At 72.6% G+C, this 19,353-nt stretch carries 20 protein-coding genes and 2 pseudogenes; 8 read left to right on the plus strand and 14 right to left on the minus strand.

The window, feature by feature from the left end; all coding sequences use genetic code 11:
* Positions 1-93: 93 nt before the first annotated feature.
* From ACWCP0_RS35710 to ACWCP0_RS35755, 10 genes are all read right to left on the minus strand, one after another.
* Positions 94-198, minus strand: a complete 105-nt coding sequence (locus ACWCP0_RS35710; protein ID WP_451082905.1) for a DUF6893 family small protein — start codon at positions 196-198, stop codon at positions 94-96.
* Positions 195-728, minus strand: coding sequence for a hydrogenase maturation protease (locus ACWCP0_RS35715; protein ID WP_451082906.1), 534 nt, complete (start codon positions 726-728; stop codon positions 195-197). Before ACWCP0_RS35715 ends, ACWCP0_RS35710 begins: the two co-directional genes overlap by 4 nt.
* Positions 725-2,140: a hypothetical protein gene (locus tag ACWCP0_RS35720; RefSeq protein WP_451082907.1), complete on the minus strand. Its 1,416-nt coding sequence runs from the start codon at positions 2,138-2,140 to the stop codon at positions 725-727. The genes ACWCP0_RS35715 and ACWCP0_RS35720 overlap by 4 nt, the downstream gene beginning before the upstream one ends.
* Positions 2,137-2,778, minus strand: a complete 642-nt coding sequence (locus ACWCP0_RS35725) for a DUF6084 family protein (RefSeq protein WP_451082908.1) — start codon at positions 2,776-2,778, stop codon at positions 2,137-2,139. Before ACWCP0_RS35725 ends, ACWCP0_RS35720 begins: the two co-directional genes overlap by 4 nt.
* The gene (locus ACWCP0_RS35730) at positions 2,775-3,428 is read right to left on the minus strand and encodes a DUF5947 family protein (RefSeq protein WP_451082909.1); all 654 of its coding nucleotides are present in this window, start codon (positions 3,426-3,428) and stop codon (positions 2,775-2,777) included. The genes ACWCP0_RS35725 and ACWCP0_RS35730 overlap by 4 nt, the downstream gene beginning before the upstream one ends.
* Positions 3,425-4,003 (minus strand): hypothetical protein, encoded by a 579-nt coding sequence (locus ACWCP0_RS35735; RefSeq protein ID WP_451082910.1) that lies wholly within the window; start codon positions 4,001-4,003, stop codon positions 3,425-3,427. Before ACWCP0_RS35735 ends, ACWCP0_RS35730 begins: the two co-directional genes overlap by 4 nt.
* Entirely contained in the window at positions 4,000-5,778 is a 1,779-nt protein-coding gene (locus ACWCP0_RS35740; protein WP_451082911.1) for a nickel-dependent hydrogenase large subunit, read from the minus strand. The genes ACWCP0_RS35735 and ACWCP0_RS35740 overlap by 4 nt, the downstream gene beginning before the upstream one ends.
* Before the next feature lie 66 nt (positions 5,779-5,844).
* Positions 5,845-6,933, minus strand: a complete 1,089-nt coding sequence (locus ACWCP0_RS35745; RefSeq protein WP_451082912.1) for an NADH-quinone oxidoreductase subunit B family protein — start codon at positions 6,931-6,933, stop codon at positions 5,845-5,847.
* 58 nt (positions 6,934-6,991) lie between these two features.
* Positions 6,992-8,707 carry an enoyl-CoA hydratase-related protein gene (locus ACWCP0_RS35750; protein ID WP_451082925.1) on the minus strand — a complete coding sequence of 572 codons (1,716 nt, stop codon included), beginning with the start codon at positions 8,705-8,707 and terminating at the stop codon, positions 6,992-6,994.
* Between the two features lie 251 nt (positions 8,708-8,958).
* On the minus strand, positions 8,959-9,249 hold the full coding sequence (locus ACWCP0_RS35755) for a hypothetical protein (RefSeq protein ID WP_351224699.1): 291 nt from the start codon (positions 9,247-9,249) through the stop codon (positions 8,959-8,961).
* Positions 9,250-9,448: 199 nt separating this feature from the next.
* On the opposite strand from ACWCP0_RS35755, the gene ACWCP0_RS35760 reads away from it, so the two are divergent.
* Positions 9,449-11,077: a protein kinase domain-containing protein gene (locus ACWCP0_RS35760; RefSeq protein WP_451082926.1), complete on the plus strand. Its 1,629-nt coding sequence runs from the start codon at positions 9,449-9,451 to the stop codon at positions 11,075-11,077.
* Entirely contained in the window at positions 11,074-11,814 is a 741-nt protein-coding gene (locus ACWCP0_RS35765) for a hypothetical protein (RefSeq protein WP_451082913.1), read from the plus strand. The genes ACWCP0_RS35760 and ACWCP0_RS35765 overlap by 4 nt, the downstream gene beginning before the upstream one ends.
* A 64-nt stretch (positions 11,815-11,878) precedes the next feature.
* On the opposite strand, the pseudogene ACWCP0_RS35770 reads toward ACWCP0_RS35765, so the two are convergent.
* Positions 11,879-12,216: pseudogene (locus ACWCP0_RS35770) on the minus strand (ABC transporter permease); the annotation flags it as partial.
* Positions 12,217-12,411: 195 nt separating this feature from the next.
* Here ACWCP0_RS35770 and ACWCP0_RS35775 point away from each other — a divergent pair.
* Positions 12,412-12,831 (plus strand): TOBE domain-containing protein, encoded by a 420-nt coding sequence (locus ACWCP0_RS35775; protein WP_451082914.1) that lies wholly within the window; start codon positions 12,412-12,414, stop codon positions 12,829-12,831.
* A 250-nt stretch (positions 12,832-13,081) separates the two neighbouring features.
* On the opposite strand, the gene ACWCP0_RS35780 is transcribed toward ACWCP0_RS35775, so the two are convergent.
* Entirely contained in the window at positions 13,082-13,477 is a 396-nt protein-coding gene (locus tag ACWCP0_RS35780; protein ID WP_451082915.1) for a TOBE domain-containing protein, read from the minus strand.
* Positions 13,478-13,487: 10 nt separating this feature from the next.
* On the minus strand, positions 13,488-14,375 hold the full coding sequence (locus tag ACWCP0_RS35785) for a LysR family transcriptional regulator (RefSeq protein WP_451082916.1): 888 nt from the start codon (positions 14,373-14,375) through the stop codon (positions 13,488-13,490).
* A 105-nt stretch (positions 14,376-14,480) separates the two neighbouring features.
* Here ACWCP0_RS35785 and ACWCP0_RS35790 point away from each other — a divergent pair, with 105 nt between their 5' ends.
* The 4 genes from ACWCP0_RS35790 to ACWCP0_RS35805 are packed head-to-tail and all read left to right on the plus strand — an operon-like array spanning position 14,481 to position 17,772.
* Positions 14,481-14,849: a cupin domain-containing protein gene (locus tag ACWCP0_RS35790; RefSeq protein WP_451082917.1), complete on the plus strand. Its 369-nt coding sequence runs from the start codon at positions 14,481-14,483 to the stop codon at positions 14,847-14,849.
* Positions 14,849-16,096 carry a four-carbon acid sugar kinase family protein gene (locus tag ACWCP0_RS35795; RefSeq protein WP_451082918.1) on the plus strand — a complete coding sequence of 416 codons (1,248 nt, stop codon included), beginning with the start codon at positions 14,849-14,851 and terminating at the stop codon, positions 16,094-16,096. The genes ACWCP0_RS35790 and ACWCP0_RS35795 overlap by 1 nt, the downstream gene beginning before the upstream one ends.
* Positions 16,081-17,064 (plus strand): 4-hydroxythreonine-4-phosphate dehydrogenase PdxA, encoded by a 984-nt coding sequence (gene pdxA / locus ACWCP0_RS35800; RefSeq protein WP_451082919.1) that lies wholly within the window; start codon positions 16,081-16,083, stop codon positions 17,062-17,064. Before ACWCP0_RS35795 ends, pdxA begins: the two co-directional genes overlap by 16 nt.
* A 15-nt stretch (positions 17,065-17,079) precedes the next feature.
* Positions 17,080-17,772 carry a hypothetical protein gene (locus tag ACWCP0_RS35805; RefSeq protein ID WP_451082920.1) on the plus strand — a complete coding sequence of 231 codons (693 nt, stop codon included), beginning with the start codon at positions 17,080-17,082 and terminating at the stop codon, positions 17,770-17,772.
* Here ACWCP0_RS35805 and ACWCP0_RS35810 read toward each other — a convergent pair.
* A complete protein-coding gene (locus ACWCP0_RS35810) occupies positions 17,748-18,194 on the minus strand; it encodes a cupin domain-containing protein (protein ID WP_451082921.1) in 447 nt (148 codons plus the stop codon). The two genes, ACWCP0_RS35805 and ACWCP0_RS35810, sit on opposite strands and share 25 nt — an antisense overlap.
* Positions 18,195-18,348: 154 nt before the next feature.
* Between ACWCP0_RS35810 and ACWCP0_RS35815 the strand changes: the two are divergent.
* Positions 18,349-19,260, plus strand: a pseudogene (locus ACWCP0_RS35815) (Tm-1-like ATP-binding domain-containing protein); the annotation flags it as partial.
* Positions 19,261-19,353 lie beyond the last annotated feature (93 nt).

Consider the following 19,353-nt stretch of genomic DNA (forward strand, 5'->3'; position numbering starts at 1 on the left):
GCTGGTGCACCGGCACGCCGACACCACACGGTTGCGTACGTCATTCGGTGCAGCGCCCGGGCCGGCAGCAGCCTGCGGCCCCCTGGCGCCTCGTCACATCGCTCGGATGCGCAGATAGCGTCTGATGTCGGGCAGGAAGTGGACGAGAGCGGCGACCACGGTGGCGACGGCAGCGCCGCCGATGATGTTCTTCTTCATGGTGTTCTCCTCGTGAGGGTGTTCGTCGGGGCCTTGTGCCGCACCAGGTCCATGACCATCCGCACGGCCTCGGGCACGGCGGCGGCCACCTGCGGGCCGAGTCCGATGCCTTCGTCGAGGCAGCCGGGTTCGCAGCCCACGACGAACGTGTGCCGCGGCGGCGTGGCGCCCGTGCCCGCGCACAGGGTGTCCAGCAGGGCCAGAACGGCGTCGGGGGACATTCGGTGGCCGTCGAGAGGAACGCTCGCCGGGGCGTCGGTGGCGGGGGTCCCCGGCTCGATCAGATACAGCGTTCCGGGCTCGCCGCCGCGGGCGACGGCATCGATCAGGACGAGCGTGTCGTATCCGTCGAGCAGCTGATACGCGAGGTGGACGCCCCGGATGCCGATGTCCACCACGTGGACGTCGTCCGGCAGCTGTTGTTCCGTCAGCCTGCGTGCGGTCTCGACGCCGAAGCCGTCGTCGCCGAGGAAGATGTTGCCGACGCCGGCCACGAGCGTCCGGGCGGTGTCCGGTGCGCTGCCGTTCACGCGTCCTCCAGGGGTTCGACCTCGTCGGGCTGGAAGTAGAGGAAGCGGCCCTGTTCGCGGCGGATGTCGGCACCTGGGTCGCCCTCGACGGTCACCGCGATGTGCACTCCCCCGTCCACGTCGTGCAGGACGGCCTCGACGTGTGCGCTGCGGCCGTGCAGGAAGAGGTCCTGGGCGTCGCTGTGGCGCAGGCCGGGCCGCAGCAGGACGCGGCTGCCGGCGCCGACCTGCCGGCCGTCGACCAGGACGCGATCGCGTGCCGGGTCGACGCTCGTGTCGCTCCCCGGGTCCCACCAGGGCGTGTCCGGCCGGAGGACGTCCGCACCGGGTTCGGCGGAGGCGGGCTGCCCGGGTCCTGCGGTGACCTCCCGCATGCTGCGCACCGCGCCGTGCAGACGCTCCAGGACCTCGGGCGGCATCGAGTCGGCGAGGTCGATCACGGCCGCCGCCCGGGCGTCCGTGCCCCGCGCCTCGCGCTTCTCCTCGTCGGTGAGGGCCGCTGTGCGCAGCGCGAGGATCTCGTCGATCTCGGTGGCGTCGTAGAGTGCCCCGGGGCTCTCCGGCGCGATGGCCGGATGGTCCTCGAGGATGATCGGGGACGACAGCACGAGGTCGGCCTCGCCGGTCCTGCCCGCGAGCACCGGCCAGGTGTGCAGATTCCGGCAGGACGCGACGGCGCCCTTGGCCCACTCGGGCGGGTCGGTCATCGAGAGGAACGCCCCGGCGTCCAGGCACAGCAGCAGATGGCTGGCGACGAGCGAGTGCGGCAGGGCCGCATCGCGGTCCCCGCCCGGCTCCGGCATCCAGGTGCTGGTGTTCTCCAGGACGGCGGTCAGCCTCATCGTCCGGTACGGGCCGTCGAGTTCGGCGGCACGGAGCCGGACGGCACCGCTGACCTCCTCGCGCCGGCGGACGAGCCGCCCCACGGTCCGCCCGGCCGTGTCCAGGACGGGTTCGGTCTCCTCGCGCGCGGGCCGCGTGAAGGGGACCGTTGTTCCCTCCCCGGTCAACTCGGCCACGGGGACCGTCAGTTCGACGCGCTCCTCCACGCCCTCGTCCCAGGGAACCACGACGCGGTCGTCGAGGTGGAGTTCGCGCACGGTCTCGTAGCGGCCGTCCGCACCGGCCTGCTGGACGATGCGTCGCCGGGTGTGCAGGAAGCGCACCTCGACGGCGAGGGTCGCGCCGGGTCTCGGCTCCATCAGGCATTCGGTGTGCTGGAATTCGTGCTCCTCGCAGGAGGCGCTCCAGGCGGGCGGTACGAGCACACCGAACTGCCAGCGCAGCCGGTTCTTCGCCGCCGACGCCCGGTACGGGTACAGCACATAGCCCTCGAAGAGGACGGCGTCGGCGACGTGCCGGGCGGTGGCGAGCCGGGCTTCCGTCGCCGGGGGGAACGAGGCGTCGGTCACGGCGCCGTCCTCTCGCCCGCCGCGTCCAGGAGGGCCTCGACCGTCGCCTGCCAGGACGGCAGCGCCCGCCGCGACCGGTAGGCGAGCAGGGCGTCCAGCGTGTCGCCGGGCAGCCGGACCCAGCCACAGCCGGGGAAGTGCTGATCGACCATCTCCTGCCAGACCTTCACCGGCATCCGGCAGACGGTCTCCCGGTCCCAGGGCACCGGTTCGACGTGGAATCCGCCGGCGCCGGTGAAGGCGGTGCCGGAGAAGAGCATGAGCAGCGGCACGTCGCCCTCGGACAGCGCGTGGAAGTAGCGGGTGGCGGCGACGTCCATGTCGTACGTGCAGGGCACGACGAGGTCCGCCTCGGTCTCTCCGGTGAAGCCGGGCACCATGAGGGAGACCTGGGCGAACTGCACGGGGTGGAGGGTGCTGCCCCAGCGTGAGCGGTCACCGAAGAGGTCGGTGAGCCCGTCGGCCTCCGCGGGCGCGTAGGCGCGCCGGGCCGGTTCGATGCGCACCTGGCAGCGCAGCGCGAGGGCGTGGACCCGGGTCTCCTCCGATGCGGTGATCCGCAGCCGGAAGACAAGGGTGGGACCTGCGGCGTACGGGTCGGCGCGCACGCCGGTGCAGCTGAAGGTGAAATCGGTCATGACCGGCTCCCCTGCGGCTCGCGGGCCTGCTGTCGCACGTGGTCGAAGAAGGCGTCGAGTGCGGCGCGGGCCTCCGCTCCCCCGTCGAAGCCCTGCCAGTGCAGCCGCATCCGGCCGACGAGTTCGTAGCAGATGTCGACCGGCACGAGGTAGCACTGGATGCGTCCGCCGGAGCGGCGCAGCAGCAGGGCTTCGACGTCGGGCTCGAGCAGGGCGGCGAGCCGGGTGCCCGCGAGGACGCTCTGCCAGGACGCCGGGTCCAGTTCGCTCTCGGTGGCGCCGGCCGGGCTCGGGTAGAGCGCGACCAGCCGGTCGAGTGCGGCGTTGCGGAAGAAGAAGGCGACGCCGACGGGGATGCCCAGCAGTTCCCAGGCGTTGTCGTCGATCCGGTGGCCGGGGTCGGCGAGGTAGCGGCCGGGGACCGCCCGGAAGCGGCCCTGCGAGGCGCCCGGGCGGTCCATCAGGTGGGCACAGGGGACGCAGGCGCAGGCCAGTGCCCGTTTCTCGATGTCCACGAGGTGCCGGTGACGGTCGTCCGGGAGGGCGACCCCGCACAGTTCGCACCGCTCCTCGCGGGGCGGCCTGGGTCCGGTGAAGCGGCGCAGGCCCCGGGGGCCGGGAGCATCCGGCCCGGTGCGGATCGCGCTCACCGTGCCGTGGCCGCGGTGCGGCCGGCGGTGGCCTCGGCGGGCGCCGCGTGGGGCGGGCCCGAGCCGATCTGGAGGAGGGCCGGCTCGCGCGAGACGGCCGCCGTGTCCAGCTCCACAGCGGTCACTTCGGGTGCGAAGCGGGACAGGGCCTCGGCGGCGGCCTGCCGCGCGACCTCCTGGGTGCTGGGGCAGCCGCAGCCGGACGCGCCCGTGACCCGCAGTCGCAGCACGCCGGTCGCCTCGTCGAACCCCGCCGACTCGACGGAGTGCTGGACGCTGCCCAGGGCGCGCGCGATCCGGGTGGGGACGTCCTCGGGGTGCAGGTCGTGCAGGACCAGCAGGCTCGCGACGAGTTCGTCGCCGAGGAGCCCGGCGAGGGGGTCTCCGCCGGGTCGCACGGCAGCGGGGCGGCCGAGCACTTCGAGGGTTCTGGCCAGCCCGGCGCCGTAGAAGTCCATCAGGACCCGCACCAGTTCCTCGGCGGCCGCACACGCCTGCCCGTCGCCGTCGGCGGCGAGCCGGTCGAGGATCTCCTCGACACGGCGGCCTGCCTGCTCCGCGGTCACCGCGCTCATCCGGCGAGGCCGCTCAGTCCGGTGGGCACGTGCATCGACTTCACCGTTCTGCCGTCGCCCACGTACATGTGGACGCCGCAGGGCAGACAGGGGTCGAAGCTGCGGACGGTACGCATGATGTCGATGCCCTTGAAGTTCTCCGGCGGATTCTCCTCGAAGATCGGCGTGTTCTGCACGGCGTCCTCGTACGGGCCGGGGGTGCCGTAGGTGTCGCGGGTGCTCGCGTTCCACGGCGTCGGCGGATAGGGATGGTAGTTGGCGATCTTGCCGTCCCTGATGACCATGTGGTGGGAGAGGACGCCGCGTACGGCCTCGGTGAAGCCGACGCCGATGGACTCGTCCGGCACGTCGAACTTCTCCCAGGTCTGGGTGCGTCCGGCACGCACCTCGTCGAGGCCCCTCTCGGCGCAGTGCAGGGCGACGGCCGCGGCGTAGGCCTGGAAGTAGGTGCGGGCGCGGTTGCGCTCCAGCGCGTTGCTCCACTGCGGGATCTTCCACTCGAAGGTGGTCTCCGGCTTGGTCAGCGTGCGCGGCAGGTTGATGACGACGCTGTGCCCGGTCGCCTTGACGTAGCCGATGTCGACGAGCCCCGACAGCGCGGTGGACCACAGCCGGGCGATGGGTCCGCCGCCGGTGTCCAGCGCCAGGTGCTCCTTGCCGTCGAACCAGCGCGGGGCCATCACCCAGCTGTACTTGTCGGCGAAGTCCCGCTTCTGCGGGGCGGGGATGGTGTGCTGGTTCCAGGGGTGGCGGGGGTCGACGGGGTTGCCGAGCGGGTCGTGCGTCACGAACTGCTCCTGGCCCTCCCAGTCCTCGTAGTACGAGCTGCCGAGCAGGATGCGGATACCGAGGTTGATCTTGGTGAGGTCGTTGGTGACGAGCTTGCCGTCGACGACGATGCCGGGGGTGACGAACATGCGCCGGCCCCAGTCGCTCATGTTGGCGTAGGTGAAGTCGCAGTACTCGGGGTCGTTGAGCGCGCCCCAGCAGCCGAGCATCACACGCCGGCGGCCGACCTCCTCGTACCCCGGCAGGGCCTCGTAGAAGAAGTCGAACAAATCGTCGTGCAGCGGCACGACGCGCTTCATGAACTCCACGTAGCGCATGAGGCGGGTCATGTAGTCGGTGAACAACTGGACGGACGCGACCGTGCCCACGCCGCCCGGGTAGAGCGTGGAGGGGTGCACATGGCGGCCCTCCATCAGGCAGAACATCTCCCGCGTGTAGCGGCTCACCTGGAGGGCCTCGCGGTAGAACTCGCCTTCGAGCGGGTTGAGGGAGCGCATGATGTCGGCGATCGTGCGGTAGCCGTGCTCGGCGGCGTGGGGCGCCTCGGTGCGCTGCGCCTGCTCCCAGACGCCCGGGTTGGTCTCGCGGACCATCTTCTCGCAGTAGTCGACCCCGACCAGGTTCTCCTGGAAGATGTTGTGGTCGAACATGTACTCGGCGGACTCGCCGAGGTTGATGATCCATTCACCGAGGTGCGGCGGCTTCACGCCGTAGGCCATGTTCTGCGTGTAGACCGAACAGGTGGCGTGGTTGTCGCCGCAGATGCCGCAGATGCGGCTCGTGATGAAGTGTGCGTCGCGCGGGTCCTTGCCCCGCATGAAGACGCTGTAGCCGCGGAAGACCGACGAGGTGCTGTAGCACTCCGCGACCCGCTTCTGCTTGAAGTCGATCTTCGTGTGGATGCCGAGACTGCCCACGATCCGGGTGATCGGATCCCAGGACATCTCCACCAGGCCGTCGCCGGTCGTTTTCGCCTGTGTCGCCATTGTGAGTGCGGTGCCCTTCTTCACGTCTTCGAGCAGGAGGGGGTGGGTCGATGTCCTGAAGGCGGGTCACCACGGGGGCCGGTAGCCGGTGGTGATCTTCTCGCCCGTGTGCCGCCACTTGGGCTCCTTGTCCACCGTCCTGGCGGTGATCGATCGGAGTCTGCGGATGAAGGCCCCGTACGCTCCGCTGCCCGTGACGGACAGCCGGGCGCCGGGCGGCTCGTCCATGAACGGCATGAACTTGTCGGGGAAGCCGGGCATGGTGCAGGCGATGCAGATGCCGCCCACGTTCGGGCAGCCGCCGATGCCGTTCATCCAGCCGCGCTTGGGTACGTTGCACTTGACGACGGGGCCCCAGCAGCCGATCTTGACCAGGCACTTGGGCGAGTCGTACGTCTCGGCGAACTGGCCCTGCTCGTAGTAGCCGGCCCGGTCGCAGCCCTCGTGCACGGTCGCGCCGAACAGCCAGGTCGGGCGGAGCTTGTCGTCCAGCGGGATCATCGGCGCGGACCCCGCGGCCTGGTAGAGCAGATAGGTCAGGGTCTCCGCGAAGTTGTCGGGCTGGATCGGGCAGCCGGGGACGCACACGATGGGGATTCCGGCCTTCGACGTCCAGTCCCAGCCCAGATAGTCGGGCACGCCCATGGCACCCGTCGGGTTGCCCTGCATCGCATGGATGCCGCCGTACGTGGCGCAGGTGCCGATCGCGACGACGGCCAGGGCCTTGGGCGCCAGCCGGTCGATCCACTCACTGGTCGTGATGGGCTGTCCGGTCTCCGGATTGTCGCCGAAGCCGCACCAGTAACCCTCCTGCTTGATGGACTCGTTGGGCACCGAGCCCTCGACGACCAGCACGAACGGATCGATCTCGCCGCGCTCCCCCTTGAAGAACCACTCGATGAAGGTGTCGGCGCCGCCGACCGGTCCGCACTCGAAGTCGATCAGAGGCCAGTGGACCTGGATCTTCGGCAGGCCGGGAAGCGCGCCGAGCGCGATCTCCTCGATGCTGGGCTGCATGGCTGCGGTCAGGGCGACCGAGTCGCCGTCGCAGCTCAGTCCCGCGTTGATCCAGAGGATATGGATCGGCTTTTCGTCCGTGGCCGCGCCGCCGGACGAGTCCGCGGCGTCGACCGTGGTCGGCGTTGCTGCATCCATGAGGACGCCTCCTGGGGAGGTATGACGACAAAGTCCCGCGTTCGGGACTTCTCTCTTGCTAACAGGCGCTCGGTCCCCCTGCCACCGCGCGCTGCTCCGAAGCGGGGCCGCCGGGCGGGGACTCCTTGCGGACGAACGCGCGGCGGAGCGCGTGGTACGGGGCGGTGGGGTCGCGGAAGGTGCGCAGCATGCGGGCGAGCTCCTCCTCCCGGTGGCGGGCGAGCGGTTTGACGGCCTCCCGGCGCTCGCTCTCCGCCTTCTTCGCGGCGATGCGGGACTGCGTCGCGGGAAACGGGGCCAGCCGGGCGGCCAGTGCGCTCACCTCGGCGGTGAACTCCTTCGGTCCGCAGTCGACGACCCGGTCCACCAGACCGGTCCGCAGCGCGGCGGTCGCGGTCATCGGCCGCGCCTCCCGGGTGAGGCGTTCGGCCATCGGCTCACCCACTCGGCGGGGCAGGGTGTACGTCCAGTACTCCGAGCCGTACAGCCCCATGAGCCGGTAGTGCGGGTTGAGCACCGCGCCCGCCCGGCACCAGACCTCGTCGGCGGCCAGCGCGAGCATCACCCCGCCTGCCGCGGCATTGCCGCCGACGGCGGCCACCACCAGCCGGTCCGTGGTGGTCAGCACGGCCTCGACCAGGTCGTCCATCGCGTTGATGTTGGCCCAGGACTCGGCCGCCGGGTCGGCGGCCGCCTCGATCACCTTCAGGTGGATGCCGTTGGAGAAGAAGTCCCGGCCGCCGCCCAGCACCAGCACCGAGGTCGGCCGCGAGCAGGCCACCCGGTAGGCGTCGAGCAGTCGCCGGCAGTGCGAGGTGCTCATCGCGCCGCCGGGGAAGGAGAACGACAGCATCCCGACCTGCCCCTCCTCCCGGTAGCGGATGTCGCTCCAGGTCCGGCGGCGCTCGTCGCGGTGCAGGGGGGCGGGGAGTTCCGGCAGCGGCGGCAGCCGGGCGCCGAGGGCCAGCGTCGCGGGGAGGGTGAACGTGGCGGGGCCCCCGGGCCTGCGGCGGGGGCGCAGCTCGGGGATCCAGACCGCACCGTCCGTCGTCGCCCGGCAGACCGCACCGGCGCGGGTCGCGAGCAGCGCCCCGGGGCGGCCGCGCAGCCCGTCCTCCGGGTGGCCGCCGTGGAGGAACCACTCGTCGCCCAGCAGCTCGTCCAGCACACCGGGCTGCGAGTCGGCGGCGCGCAGCGTGCGCAGGACCGTCTCGGTGGAGTCGTCCTCCCAGGAGACGCGCCGCAGCTCCTGGCGGACGTGCGGACGGGTCCTGATGGCCGCGATCGGCAGGCTGCTCTGCGGCTGCGGGGTGTACCGACCGGACGCGAAGCGGTCGACGGCCAGCAGGACCGCGGCCACTGCGGCGTCGGAGACCTCGTTCCGGTACAGGTCGCTCTTGGCGACGGGCGGTAGGGGACAGCTCGCCGTGGCCCACACGTCGCCGGCGTCCATCTCCTCGTCCGCCTGCAGGACCGTGACGCCCCAGGTACGGGCACCCTCGTGGATGGCCCAGTCCAGCGACGACGGCCCGCGGTCGCCCACCGGCCCAGGATGGACGATGAGACAGGTGTGTGCGGACCACACGTCACGCGGGACGGCGGCCTTCAGCAGGGGCGCCAGCACCAGGTCCGGCTCGTGCCGGCGGACGGCGTCCCGTACGGCTGCTCCGTTCGGGGTCGCTTCCACGGCGACGCTGTGTCCGCGGTCCCGCAGTTCGGCATGGACTCGCTGCGTGAGGCTGTTGTACGCGCTGGCGACGAGCAGGATGTGCATGGCGGCCTTCCACCGGATCCGGCGGCTCATGGCCGGAAGCGGATCCGGCTGCCTGCGATCGTGGGCCCGCCGGGCCGGGGGCGTGCCGCTGCCGGGCCGGGGTGTCACTCGAAAGCGGACAGCACAGCCGACCGATCGGCTGTGGCCGACCAGCCGGCGGAGTGCTCAGCGGAGTGCTCATGCGGAGCCCTCGGCGTGGAGTCCTCAGCGGACCTGCGCGCGGGGCCGCCCTGCTCGATCTTCCCGGGCGCTCAGAACGCGGCGTACCTCTCCGGCATCGGCAGTTCCACGCCGTCCAGTTCCACCGTGCAGCCGGGCTTGACCCGCACCAGGTGCGGCTGGTGCACCCGCACGAGGAAACTGCGGACGGGTTCGTCCGGCAACTCGCCGGACAGTACCGTCGTTCCCGTGCCGTGCTCACGCCGGTATGCGATCACTTTGCCATCGACCAGGAGTTCGATGCCGCCGTGTCTGCCGGGGCCCACGTTCACCGTGATCGAGTGACTGCCCTGGTCCAGGTGGAAGTGGTGGTTGCGCGACATGGCACACCTCCGCAGTGCCGCCCCCACCTCAGACTAAGTCCGGTCTGAGACCCCCGCAGGTGGGGCGAAGGGGGCGAGGCGGGCTACGGCAGGCTTCGCGGCGTCGCCGGGAACCGGATGTGACGGAAATGTGTCTGTCGTGGGGACAGCACCCGAGGCCCGCACCAACCGGGCGGGCCCGGCCGCCGAGGGGGGCGGAATGAACGCTTGGTCGGTCCCCGGGTACACGGAGACCAGGGAACTCGGTGCGGGCGGCAGCGGCCGCGTCGTCCTCGCCGTCCACGACGCGACGGGCATCCCGGTGGCCGTCAAGTACCTCGGCGAACGGCTGCGCCGGGACGAGGCCTTCGTACGGGAGTTCAGGTCGGAGGCACGACTGCTCGGCAGGCTCGACACACCGCACGTGGTGCGGCTGTACGAGTACGTCGAAGCGCCGGAGGGCGCGGCCATCGTCATGGAGCTGGTCGACGGCATCGCCCTGCGCGCCCTGCTGTCGCGGGAGGGGCGCACTGAGCCGGAGCCGGCACTCGTGGTCCTGAAAGGCTCCCTGCTGGGGCTCGCCGCGGCGCACCGGGCCGGTGTGGTGCACCGGGACTACAAGCCGGAGAACGTGCTGGTCGCGGCGGACGGATCGTCCAAGCTGGCCGACTTCGGTATCGCGGCGCGCCGCGGAACCGAGGTCGGCGTCGCGGGCACGCCCGCGTACATGGCGCCCGAGCAGTGGAGCGGCGCGCCCGCCACGCCTGCGGCCGATGTCTACGCGGCGACGGCGACGTTCTACGAATGCGTCACCGGCCGGAAGCCGTACGCCGGCCAGAACTTCGCCGAGCTGGCGCTGCAGCACACCACCGCTCCGGTGCCGGAGGAGGACGTACCGGAGCCGGTCCGTCCGCTGGTCCGGCGCGGGCTCGCGAAGAGTCCGCAGGAGCGGCCGGCGAACGCCGAGGCGTTCGTGGCGGAACTGGAGGAGCGCGCCCGGGCCGCCTACGGGCCGGACTGGGAGGAGCGCGGACAGCGCAAACTCGCCGCGCTCGCGGCGCTGTTGCCGCTGCTGTTTCCGTCGGCGAGCGCGCCGCCCGCCACCACGGCGGCGCTCGCCACGACCTCGCTGGGGCCCGGGCGTGGGCACCGGCCGGGTGGTCTGTGGCCCGGCGGGCAGGGACTGTTCGCCGGGGCGCTCGCACTGGTGCTGGGTCTGGTGCTGGTCCTGACGGCGCGGGCCGCCGACGAGGGGCCGGGGCGGACGACGGCGCAGGCGGTCGCCACGACCAGCGCCCTGCCGCAGCAGGGCGAAGCGGCGGGGGCGCCGTCCTCCACACCGTCGGAGAGCCCCACGGTGACCGGCTCCCCCACGCCGTCGGAGAGCACGCCGGGGCCGACGCCCACGCCGTCCTCCGCGGTGTCCGACGGCCCGTCGGAGCCGCCGGTCACGGTGTCCGTCCCGCCCGTCACCACGGAGCCCCCCGTCACGTCCGAACCACCGGTCACCTCGAAGCCTCCGGCGGTGGCCGTCACCTCCGTCTCCGTCACTTCGCTGCGGCAGACGGGCACGGCGACCGCGAGCGCGACCGTGGAGATCGTGACCGACGGGCCCGGCCCGGTGACCCTCACCCTGAACTGGGCCACCGGCGACGCGAAGGGCAGCGCCGGCACCCCGGACGGCGCCGGCACCTTCGAGCGCAGCGGCGCCACGCGGTACACCCTCACGGTCGACCACACGTTCCAGGGCGCCGGCTGCTACTGGAGCGTCCGGGCCGCTACGTCACCGGCCGCGGCGAACGGCGGTTCCGAGCAGCAGATCCTGACCAGGCGGTGCACGATCACATGAACGACCCGCGGATCCCTGCGGCGTCCGGTCCGGGGCCGGATCCAGGGGCGGAAGCGAGTGCGGCTCCGGCTCCGGCTCCGGCTCCGGCTCCGGCTCCGGCTCCGGCTCCGGCTCCGGGCGACGACTACAGCGCGACCGTACTGGCCAGCCACTGGGTCGAGCGGCCCGACCCGTCGCGCGAGCACGAGGCGGTCCCGGACCGGGTGGAGGGAGTGGTCCTCCGCTTCGGCCCAGGTGTCACGGCCGCCGCCCGCCCTCGTCACGAGCAGGACAGCACGGCCACCGTCTGGCACGGCACGCTCCCAGGCCGTCCTCCCCTGCCTCCCGAGCGCCCCGCCCCGCGGCTCGCGGGCCTGCGCCGCTACACGCTGGCGGCGCTCGTGCTGCTGGCCGTGCTCTGCTTCCTCGCCTGGGAGCGGTACGGGCCGGGCGTCTCCGTACGGCACGTGTCCGTCCGCACCGATCCCTCCGGGCCGGGCTGCGAAGGCACCGCGGACATCACGGCGCTGGTGGACACGGACGGGCGGCCCGGCACCCTGACATACCGATGGGTGCGCAGCGACGGCACCACCTCGCAGGAACTGACCGAACGGCTGGCGCGCGGGCAGCGGCAGGCACACCTGCGACTCCTGTGGACGTTCCACGGCGAGGGCGAGTACGCCGCTCGGGCCGAGCTGCGGATCACCTCGCCCACCCATCACACCGCGGCGGCCGACTTCACGTACTCCTGTCCCTGACGGAGGCCCGCATCCAGCCCTGCGAGCAGGGGTCCGGCCCGTCGCGGGCGGCTCGGCCCGCGGCCCCGGCCCCGGCCCCGGGACGACGGATGGTGGTGCCGGGATCGGGATCCAGGGTGAGCCGGTGGAAACCGGTGCCCTCTGCGTGCAGCGGCCAGAGTTCCCGGGCGCATACGGGCGCCGCGGCGCCGCGGTCGGCCGCCTGACCGATGGGAGGGCCCATGGCAGCCGGTGCCGTGTCGTCCGCGACCTGCGCGGGGGTGCCCCGACGGTCGACCGGCGCTCCGGCGAAGGTGATCGTCGCACCGAACTGACCGAGTGCCCGGGCCCAGGTGAGTGCCGCTCCGGCGCTGAGCCCGGGGCCACCATGGGCAGGGTGACGGTGCGGAACACCCGTACCGGGCGAGGCTTCGAAGGACGCGGCGGCGGTGACAACTCTCCGGCCGATTCGCCATCGCGGACGAGGTCATCGGAGGAAGCCGGGAAGCGCCACGACGACTGCGCTCTGTATCCGGCCGACTGCGGGGAGTGTGCCTAAGGTGCAGGAGTCACCGCCGGTGCACACCGGCCTTCCGCTCGACGATCAAGGCGCAGCCCATGACTCTCTCCATCCGCAACCAGCTCCCTGGCACCGTCACCGCGGTCACCACCGGCGAGGCCATGGCGACGGTCAAGGTCCATCTCGCCGGAGGCCATGACATCACCGCGGCCGTCACCGCGGACTCCGTGCGGGAGCTGGGTCTCGAGGCAGGCTCCGCGGTCCGCGCCCTGGTCAAGGCGACCGAGGTGGCCCTGGCCACAGGGCCGGTCAAAGGCGTGAGCATCCGCAACCAGATCCCCGGCAAGATCATGGCCATCTCCCACGGCATCGCCATGGCCGGCGTAAGGATGACGGTCGAGGGCGGTGAACTGACGGCCGCGATCACCACGGAGGCCGTCGACGACCTCGGACTCTTCGTCGGTTCCTCCGTGGTCGCGCTGATCAAGTCCACCGAGATCTCTCTCGCGACCGCCTGATCGTCACGCCAACCCGCCGTCCGGGGATCGGAAGGCCGAGGAACGGGCGGCCCGGGGAACGGACGGCCCGGGGAACGGACGGCCCGGGATCGGAAGGCCGAGGATCGGACGACCGGGGAACGGACGGCCCGCACACGGCCCCGCCGTGCGGGGAACGGACGGCCCGGGGAACGGACGGCCGGGGAACGCACGGCCGGGGAACGCACGGCCCGGGAATCGGATGACCGCGGGAGGAGCTTCGGAGCCTGCGTCAGGGGACGTCGACGTGCACGTTCGTCGACTTCACACGGGCCGTGACGGTCACCCCCACCTCGATGCCCAGCTCGTCGACGGACTCCCGCGTCACCAGCGACACCAGCCGGTGGGGGCCGGCCTGGATCTCGACCGCGATGACGTCATCGGCGGTCACCGCGGTCACGATCCCCGCGAAGGCGTTGCGCACGGACGTGGAGACCCCGTCCGGGACGGGGTGCAATCCCGCGGCCCGTTCCTTCGCGAACGCGGCCAGGCCCACTCCGTCGATGACCCGGTTGCCGCCCGACCCGTCCCGGTCCATCCGCAGCCGTCCGCCGTCCGCCCAGCGGCGGACGGTCTCCGGACTCACGCCCAGCAGCTGCGCTGCCTGCCCAATGGTGTACGACGGCACATCCCGCACTCTAGATGAGCAGGTGCCCCGCCTGTTCGCCCAGCCGGCGGAGCAGCACTGCCACCCGCTCGTCCTCCGGCGGCAGAGTGGTCAGCAGCACGTACGCGCTGCCGTCGGCCTCGAAGCCGAAGGGCGCGACGAGCCGGCCGGCCCGGACGTCGTCGTGGACGAGCGCGAGGGGGCCGATGGCGACGCCGAGGCCGCTGGCCGCGGCCTGCAGGCTCAGATAGAAGTGCTCGAAGGTCTGCTCGGTCGCGCCGGCGGGAGGTGCCGTTCCCGCGCAGGCGGCCCAGTCGGACCAGGCCGTCGGCCGGGTGCGGGTGTGAAGCCGCGGCAGATCCGCGAGGCCGGCGGGCGAGACGAGGCCGCGAGCGAGCTCCGGTGAGCACACCGGGCCGATCCGCTCGTCGAACAGGCGGTGTGCCGGCACGCCGTCGGGCAGTTCGAAGTCGTTGCGCCGGATCGCGGCGTCGATCCCCTCACGGCCGAACGGCACGGGGCCGCCGGACGCGACGAGGTGCAGGTCGAGCCCTGGTGCGGCATCGGTGAGCAGCGAAAGCCGCGGGATCAGCCAGCGCATGAGCAGGGTCGGTTCGCAGGACAGCACGAGGGGTCCTGGCGCGACCGCTGCCCGCGTGCGCCGGGCCGCCGAGCTGAGCAGACCGAGGGCGTCGGCGACCTCCCGGGCCAGCGTGTGCGCGGCCGGGGTCGGTACGACCGAGCGGTTGCGCCGCTCGAACAGGCTCACCCCCACGGCGTGTTCCAGCTGCTGGATCTGGCGGCTCACGGCGCCGTGCGTCAGATGCAGCTCCGCGGCGGCCTTGCTCACGCTCGCGTGCCGGACGGTCGCCTCGAACGCCACCAGGGTCCCCAGCGGCGGCAGATCGCTCCACGTCATGTGTGAGATCTCATCACAGATGGCGTGAGGATTCATCCCTTTACAGCCTGCGCTACGACCGGCAAAAGTGGGATCGTCCGGCGGACTCAAGGAAAGGCCCGCACGATGCAGAAGGTCAGCCTCTCTCACGCATTCGCCTCGTTCTCCGACACCTGGAGCCCGAAGGTGGCAGGGGTCGTGAACGACATGGCCGTGAAACTCGTGAAATTCAGCGGTGAGTTCGTCTGGCACCACCACGAGGAAGAGGACGAGCTCTTCCTCGTGGTGCGCGGAAAGCTGCGGATGCGGCTGCGGGACGGGGACATCGTGCTGAATCCTGGGGAATTCCTCGTCGTCCCGCGCGGTACGGAGCACTGTCCCGTCGCAGAGGAGGACTGCGAGGTCGTGCTCCTGGAGCCCGACACCACGCTCAACACCGGCAACGTACGCAACGAGCGCACGGTCACCGAACTCGACCGCATCGAGCAGGCCTGATGCGGAGCCCGGCACCGGCCGCAGGTCGGCCACCGCGGCGGATCGCGATTCTCGCCGACGACCTGACGAGCGCCGGCGACGGGGCCGCGCCGTTCCGGGCGGCCGGCTTCCCGGCACGGATCCGGCTCTCCGGTCCGGCCGGGGAACCGGCCGGGCAACCCGCCGGGCAACCGGCCGAGGCGACATCCGGTGCGAGGGCCGACACGATGGCCGCCGCGACAGGGCCCGGAGTGACGGCGGTCGACCTCGACAGCCGGGTGCGACCGGCGGCGCAGGCTGCCGAGCGGACCGCCGCCGCGGCGGCCGCGCTGGCCTGTGCGGACGTCCTGCTCAAGACCGTGGACTCGACACTCCGGGGGCACCTCGCCGCGGAGACCGCCGCCGCCCTGTCGGCGAGTGGTCGTCGTACAGCGGTCATCGCGCCCGCGTTCCCGGCGGAGGAGCGCACGACGGTCGGCGGCGTGCAGCTGCTGGCGGGACGTCCGGTGCACGACACCCCGTTCGCGCGCGACCCCCTGCACCCGGTGCGCTGCGCCGATCTGACGAAGCTGTTCCCCGGTGCCGTACGGGCCGGCCTCGCCTCGCTTCCCGCGGCGGAGCGGCTCGTGCTGGCCGACGCCGCATCCGACCGGGACCTGGACGCGCTGGTCGCGGCGGTGCCCGATCCGGGGCAGGTGCTGTGGGTCGGTTCGCCGGGTCTCGCCGCGGCGCTGGCCAGGAGTCTGGGACCGGGGCCGGGCGGCCTCCTGCCCGCAGGCGATGCCCCCTCACCCGCGCCGCGCGTCCTGGTCGTTGTCGGCAGCCTCCATCCGGCGGGACGGGAGCAGGCCGCCCGGTTCGCGGCGGTCGGCAGGACGGATGCCCTCGTCCCCGTGGCGGACCCCGCGGCCGTCGTCCGCGCCGAGCAGGCACTGGCCGGTCGCGGCAGGGCGCTGCTGCACGGCCCCGAAGCCCGTACGGCGGACTGCGTACCGGAGGCGCTGGCCCGGGCCGTCGTCGAACTCGCCGCCCGTCAGGCCTTCGACGCGCTCGTCCTCACCGGCGGAGAGACCGCTCGTACGGTCCTGCTCGCGCTCGGAGCCCGGACCGTCGATCTGTCGGGCGAGCCCGAACCCGGCATCGCGCTCGGCCTGCTCGACCGTCCGCGCCGGATCCCCGTGGCCCTCAAGGCGGGCGGTTTCGGCGACCGCGACACCCTCTGCCGTCTCACCGACCTCCTGAGGAGTACTCCGTGCGCCGCCCCATAGCGGTCACCATGGGCGACCCGGCCGGAATCGGTCCGGAGATCGTCCTCCGGCTCGTCGCCGACGTCCGCTGCGACGCCCCCCTCCTCGTCATCGGCGACGAGGGCGTCCTCCGTCGCACCGCTGCCGCGATCGGCCTCGGCGTCCCCGTCCGCTCGGTCGCCTCGCCCGACGGCCTGGCGGGGGCCGCCCCCGGTGTCGTCCACGTCCTGTCCGAGACCGCGCTGCCGGACGATCTGCCCTGGGGCCGGGTCGACGGCCGGGCGGGGGCGGCGGCGTACGCGTACGTCGCCAGGGCCACCGCCCTCGCGCTCGACGGCCGGGTCGCCGCGCTGGTGACCGCGCCCCTCAACAAGGAGGCCCTGCGCCTGGCCGGGATCCCCTACCCGGGCCACACGGAGATCCTCGCCGCGCTGAGCGGCACCGAGCGCTACGCCATGATGATGGCCGCCGACGAGCTGCGGGTCGTGCTCGTCACCATTCACCAGCCGCTGCGCGACGCGATCGACTCCCTCACCGTCGAGGCGGAGCTGGCCACGATCCGGCTCGCCCACGAGGCCCTGCTCAGGGCCGGGTTCGAGGCGCCGCGCGTCGCCGTGGCCGGGCTCAACCCGCACGCCGGGGAGAACGGGCTGCTCGGACGCGAGGACCTGGACATCCTCGCCCCCGCGGTGCGGGCCGCGCGCGCGGAGGGGATCGCGGCGAGCGGGCCGTGGCCCGCCGACACGGTCTTCCTGCGGGCGCGGCGGGGGCAGTTCGACGTCGTCGTGGCCCAGTACCACGACCAGGGCCTGATCCCGGTCAAGTACCTGGGCCTGGAGCACGGCGTCAACATCACCGTCGGCCTGCCGTTCGTCCGCACCAGCGTGGACCACGGCACCGCCTTCGACATCGCGGGCAAGGGCCTCGCCGATCACACGAGTCTGCTCACGGCACTGCGTCACGCGCGCACGCTGTCCGGCAGCCGATAAGGAGGGAGGGCCGCGGTGGACTTCATCTTCATGCTCACGCGCGACGACCGGACCGTACGCGACTGTCTGCGGCTCGTCGACGGCCTGACGGAGCTCCGACTGGCCCACATCGGCTTCAAGGACGTCGGCGTGGACCGGGCAACGCTCGCCGCCCTGCACAGCCGCATCAGGGCCGCGGGCGCGACCAGCAGTCTCGAGGTGGTCAGCACCAGCAGGGAACGGGCCCTGGAATCGGCCCGGATGGCCGTCGACCTGGGCGTCGACCAGTTGATGGGCGGCGTCTGGGTCGAGGAGACACTGGAACTGCTCAGCGGGACGGGCATCGCCTATCTGCCGTTCCCCGGCACCCCGTCCGGCCATCCGACCCGGCTCGGCGGCACTCCCGGCGAAGTGGCCGAGCAGTGCAGGCATTTCGAGGCGGCCGGCTGTGCCGGTGTGGACCTGCTGGCGTACCGCGCCACCGACGCGGATCCGCTGGAGCTGGTCCGCAGCGCCCGCGCGGCGACGACCGGCAGGCTCGTGGTCGCGGGCAGCATCGACAGCCCCGAGCGGATCGCCGCGCTCGAAGCGGCGGGGGTGGACGCGTTCACCGTGGGATCGGCGGCGATGACGGCGTCGTTCGACCCACGGCTGGGAACGCTCCACGGCCAGCTCGCCGCGATCCTGAACGCGGCGGCGGGCGCTCACTCGGAGCGGACGTCCTCGTAGTCCTGGAAGTCGAAGCCCGGGGCGACGACGCATGTCACCAGCACAGGCTCGTCGCCCGCCGGCTCGGCCGACTGCCAGCACCCACCGGGCACGAGGAACTGCGGCCGCTCGCCCTTCTCCACCGCGCCGCCCAGCACCGCCTCGACGGCGTCCGCCTCACTCGGCTCCGGGCCGTCTCCTCCCAGGCGCAGCCGCAACGGCCCGACCCCGTGCCACAGCCAGAGCTCGTCCGAGCGCACCCGGTGCCATCGTGATGCCTCTCCGGGGTGCAGCAGGTAGTAGATGCCCGTCGCGAACGGCCGGGCCCCGCCGTATCCGTCAGGGATCGCCTCCGTCCGGGTCCTCCATGTCTCGCGGAACCACCCGCCCTCGATGTGCGGTTGAAGATTCAGGGACTCGACAAGCCCGGAAATGGTCGCCATGGCGCCCATCCTGACGCACCTTCGCCCAGTCCACCGCCTCAGGGCTGCATCGCCGCGGCGCCCCAGCGCCCCACCGCACCACCCCGGCCGTGCCGACGGCGCGAACCGGTCGGCCCTCTTGTCGGTATGTCGATTTCACCGGACAGTACGTGCCATGGCGATCGTCGTGCTGCTGGGAACACTGGACACCAAGGGTGAGGAGTACGGCTGGCTGCGGGAACGCCTGCGTCAGCGGGGCGTCGACGTGCTGGTCGTCGACGCCGGCGTGACCGGCGACCCACGGATACCCGCCGATGTCCCACGCGCCGAGGTCGCCCGGGCGGCGGGCGCCGAGCTGGCGCGGTTGCGGGCCGAGGGCGACCGCGGCGCCGCGGTGACGACGATGGCCCGGGGCGCGGCCGAGACCGTCCTGCGACTGTACGGGGAGGGACGGCTCCACGGTGTGCTGGCCATCGGCGGCAGCGGCGGCACGTCGATCGCGACCCGGGCGATGCGGGCGCTGCCGCTCGGCGTCCCGAAGCTGGTGGTCTCGTCGATGGCCTCGGGCGATGTGTCGCCGTACGTGGGGTCCGCCGACATCACGATGATGTACAGCGTCGTCGACATCGCCGGGATCAACAGTGTCTCGGCCCCGATCCTGGCGAACGCCGCCGACGCCGCCGCCGGCATGGCACAGGGCTACGCCGCGGCCACCCGCACCCGGCGCACGGCCGGGCCGGGGGCGGACGGCAGGCCCTTGGTCGCGGCGAGCATGGCGGGCGTGACGACACCCGGCGTCGACGCGGCCCGCGAGCGGCTGACCGAACTCGGCTACGAGGTCCTCGTCTTCCACACCAGCGGCGCCGGCGGCCGCACGCTGGAATCGCTGGCCGGGCAGGGGCTCTTCGCGGGCGTCCTCGACCTGACCCTCAGCGAGCTCGCCGACGACCTCGTGGGCGGGATCCTCTCCGCGGGCCCCGACCGGCTGTCCGCGGCCGGGCGCCACGGCGTCCCTCAGGTGGTGAGCCCCGGCGCCCTCGACATGGTGAAGTTCGGCCCCCTCGACACGCTCCCGGAGCAGCACCGGCGGGAGTCTCAATGACGAAGTCAAGCCGCTTGCGTGACCGGTGGGGCGGCGGTGAAGACCCGTCCGTCACGCAGCAGCGCCCACAACACGCTC

The sequence above is a fragment of the Streptomyces sp. NPDC001970 genome (assembly GCF_053594115.1).

Coding starts and splice junctions, on each gene's coding strand:
- ACWCP0_RS35710 (WP_451082905.1), bottom strand. CDS start 198: ATGAAGAAGAACATCATCGGCGGCGCTGCCGTCGCCACCGTGGTCGCC.
- ACWCP0_RS35725 (WP_451082908.1), bottom strand. CDS start 2,778: ATGACCGATTTCACCTTCAGCTGCACCGGCGTGCGCGCCGACCCGTAC.
- ACWCP0_RS35735 (WP_451082910.1), bottom strand. CDS start 4,003: ATGAGCGCGGTGACCGCGGAGCAGGCAGGCCGCCGTGTCGAGGAGATC.
- ACWCP0_RS35740 (WP_451082911.1), bottom strand. CDS start 5,778: ATGGCGACACAGGCGAAAACGACCGGCGACGGCCTGGTGGAGATGTCC.
- ACWCP0_RS35745 (WP_451082912.1), bottom strand. CDS start 6,933: ATGGATGCAGCAACGCCGACCACGGTCGACGCCGCGGACTCGTCCGGC.
- ACWCP0_RS35750 (WP_451082925.1), bottom strand. CDS start 8,707: ATGCACATCCTGCTCGTCGCCAGCGCGTACAACAGCCTCACGCAGCGA.
- ACWCP0_RS35755 (WP_351224699.1), bottom strand. CDS start 9,249: ATGTCGCGCAACCACCACTTCCACCTGGACCAGGGCAGTCACTCGATC.
- ACWCP0_RS35760 (WP_451082926.1), top strand. CDS start 9,449: ATGAACGCTTGGTCGGTCCCCGGGTACACGGAGACCAGGGAACTCGGT.
- ACWCP0_RS35765 (WP_451082913.1), top strand. CDS start 11,074: ATGAACGACCCGCGGATCCCTGCGGCGTCCGGTCCGGGGCCGGATCCA.
- ACWCP0_RS35775 (WP_451082914.1), top strand. CDS start 12,412: ATGACTCTCTCCATCCGCAACCAGCTCCCTGGCACCGTCACCGCGGTC.
- ACWCP0_RS35785 (WP_451082916.1), bottom strand. CDS start 14,375: ATGACGTGGAGCGATCTGCCGCCGCTGGGGACCCTGGTGGCGTTCGAG.
- ACWCP0_RS35790 (WP_451082917.1), top strand. CDS start 14,481: ATGCAGAAGGTCAGCCTCTCTCACGCATTCGCCTCGTTCTCCGACACC.
- ACWCP0_RS35795 (WP_451082918.1), top strand. CDS start 14,849: ATGCGGAGCCCGGCACCGGCCGCAGGTCGGCCACCGCGGCGGATCGCG.
- ACWCP0_RS35810 (WP_451082921.1), bottom strand. CDS start 18,194: ATGGCGACCATTTCCGGGCTTGTCGAGTCCCTGAATCTTCAACCGCAC.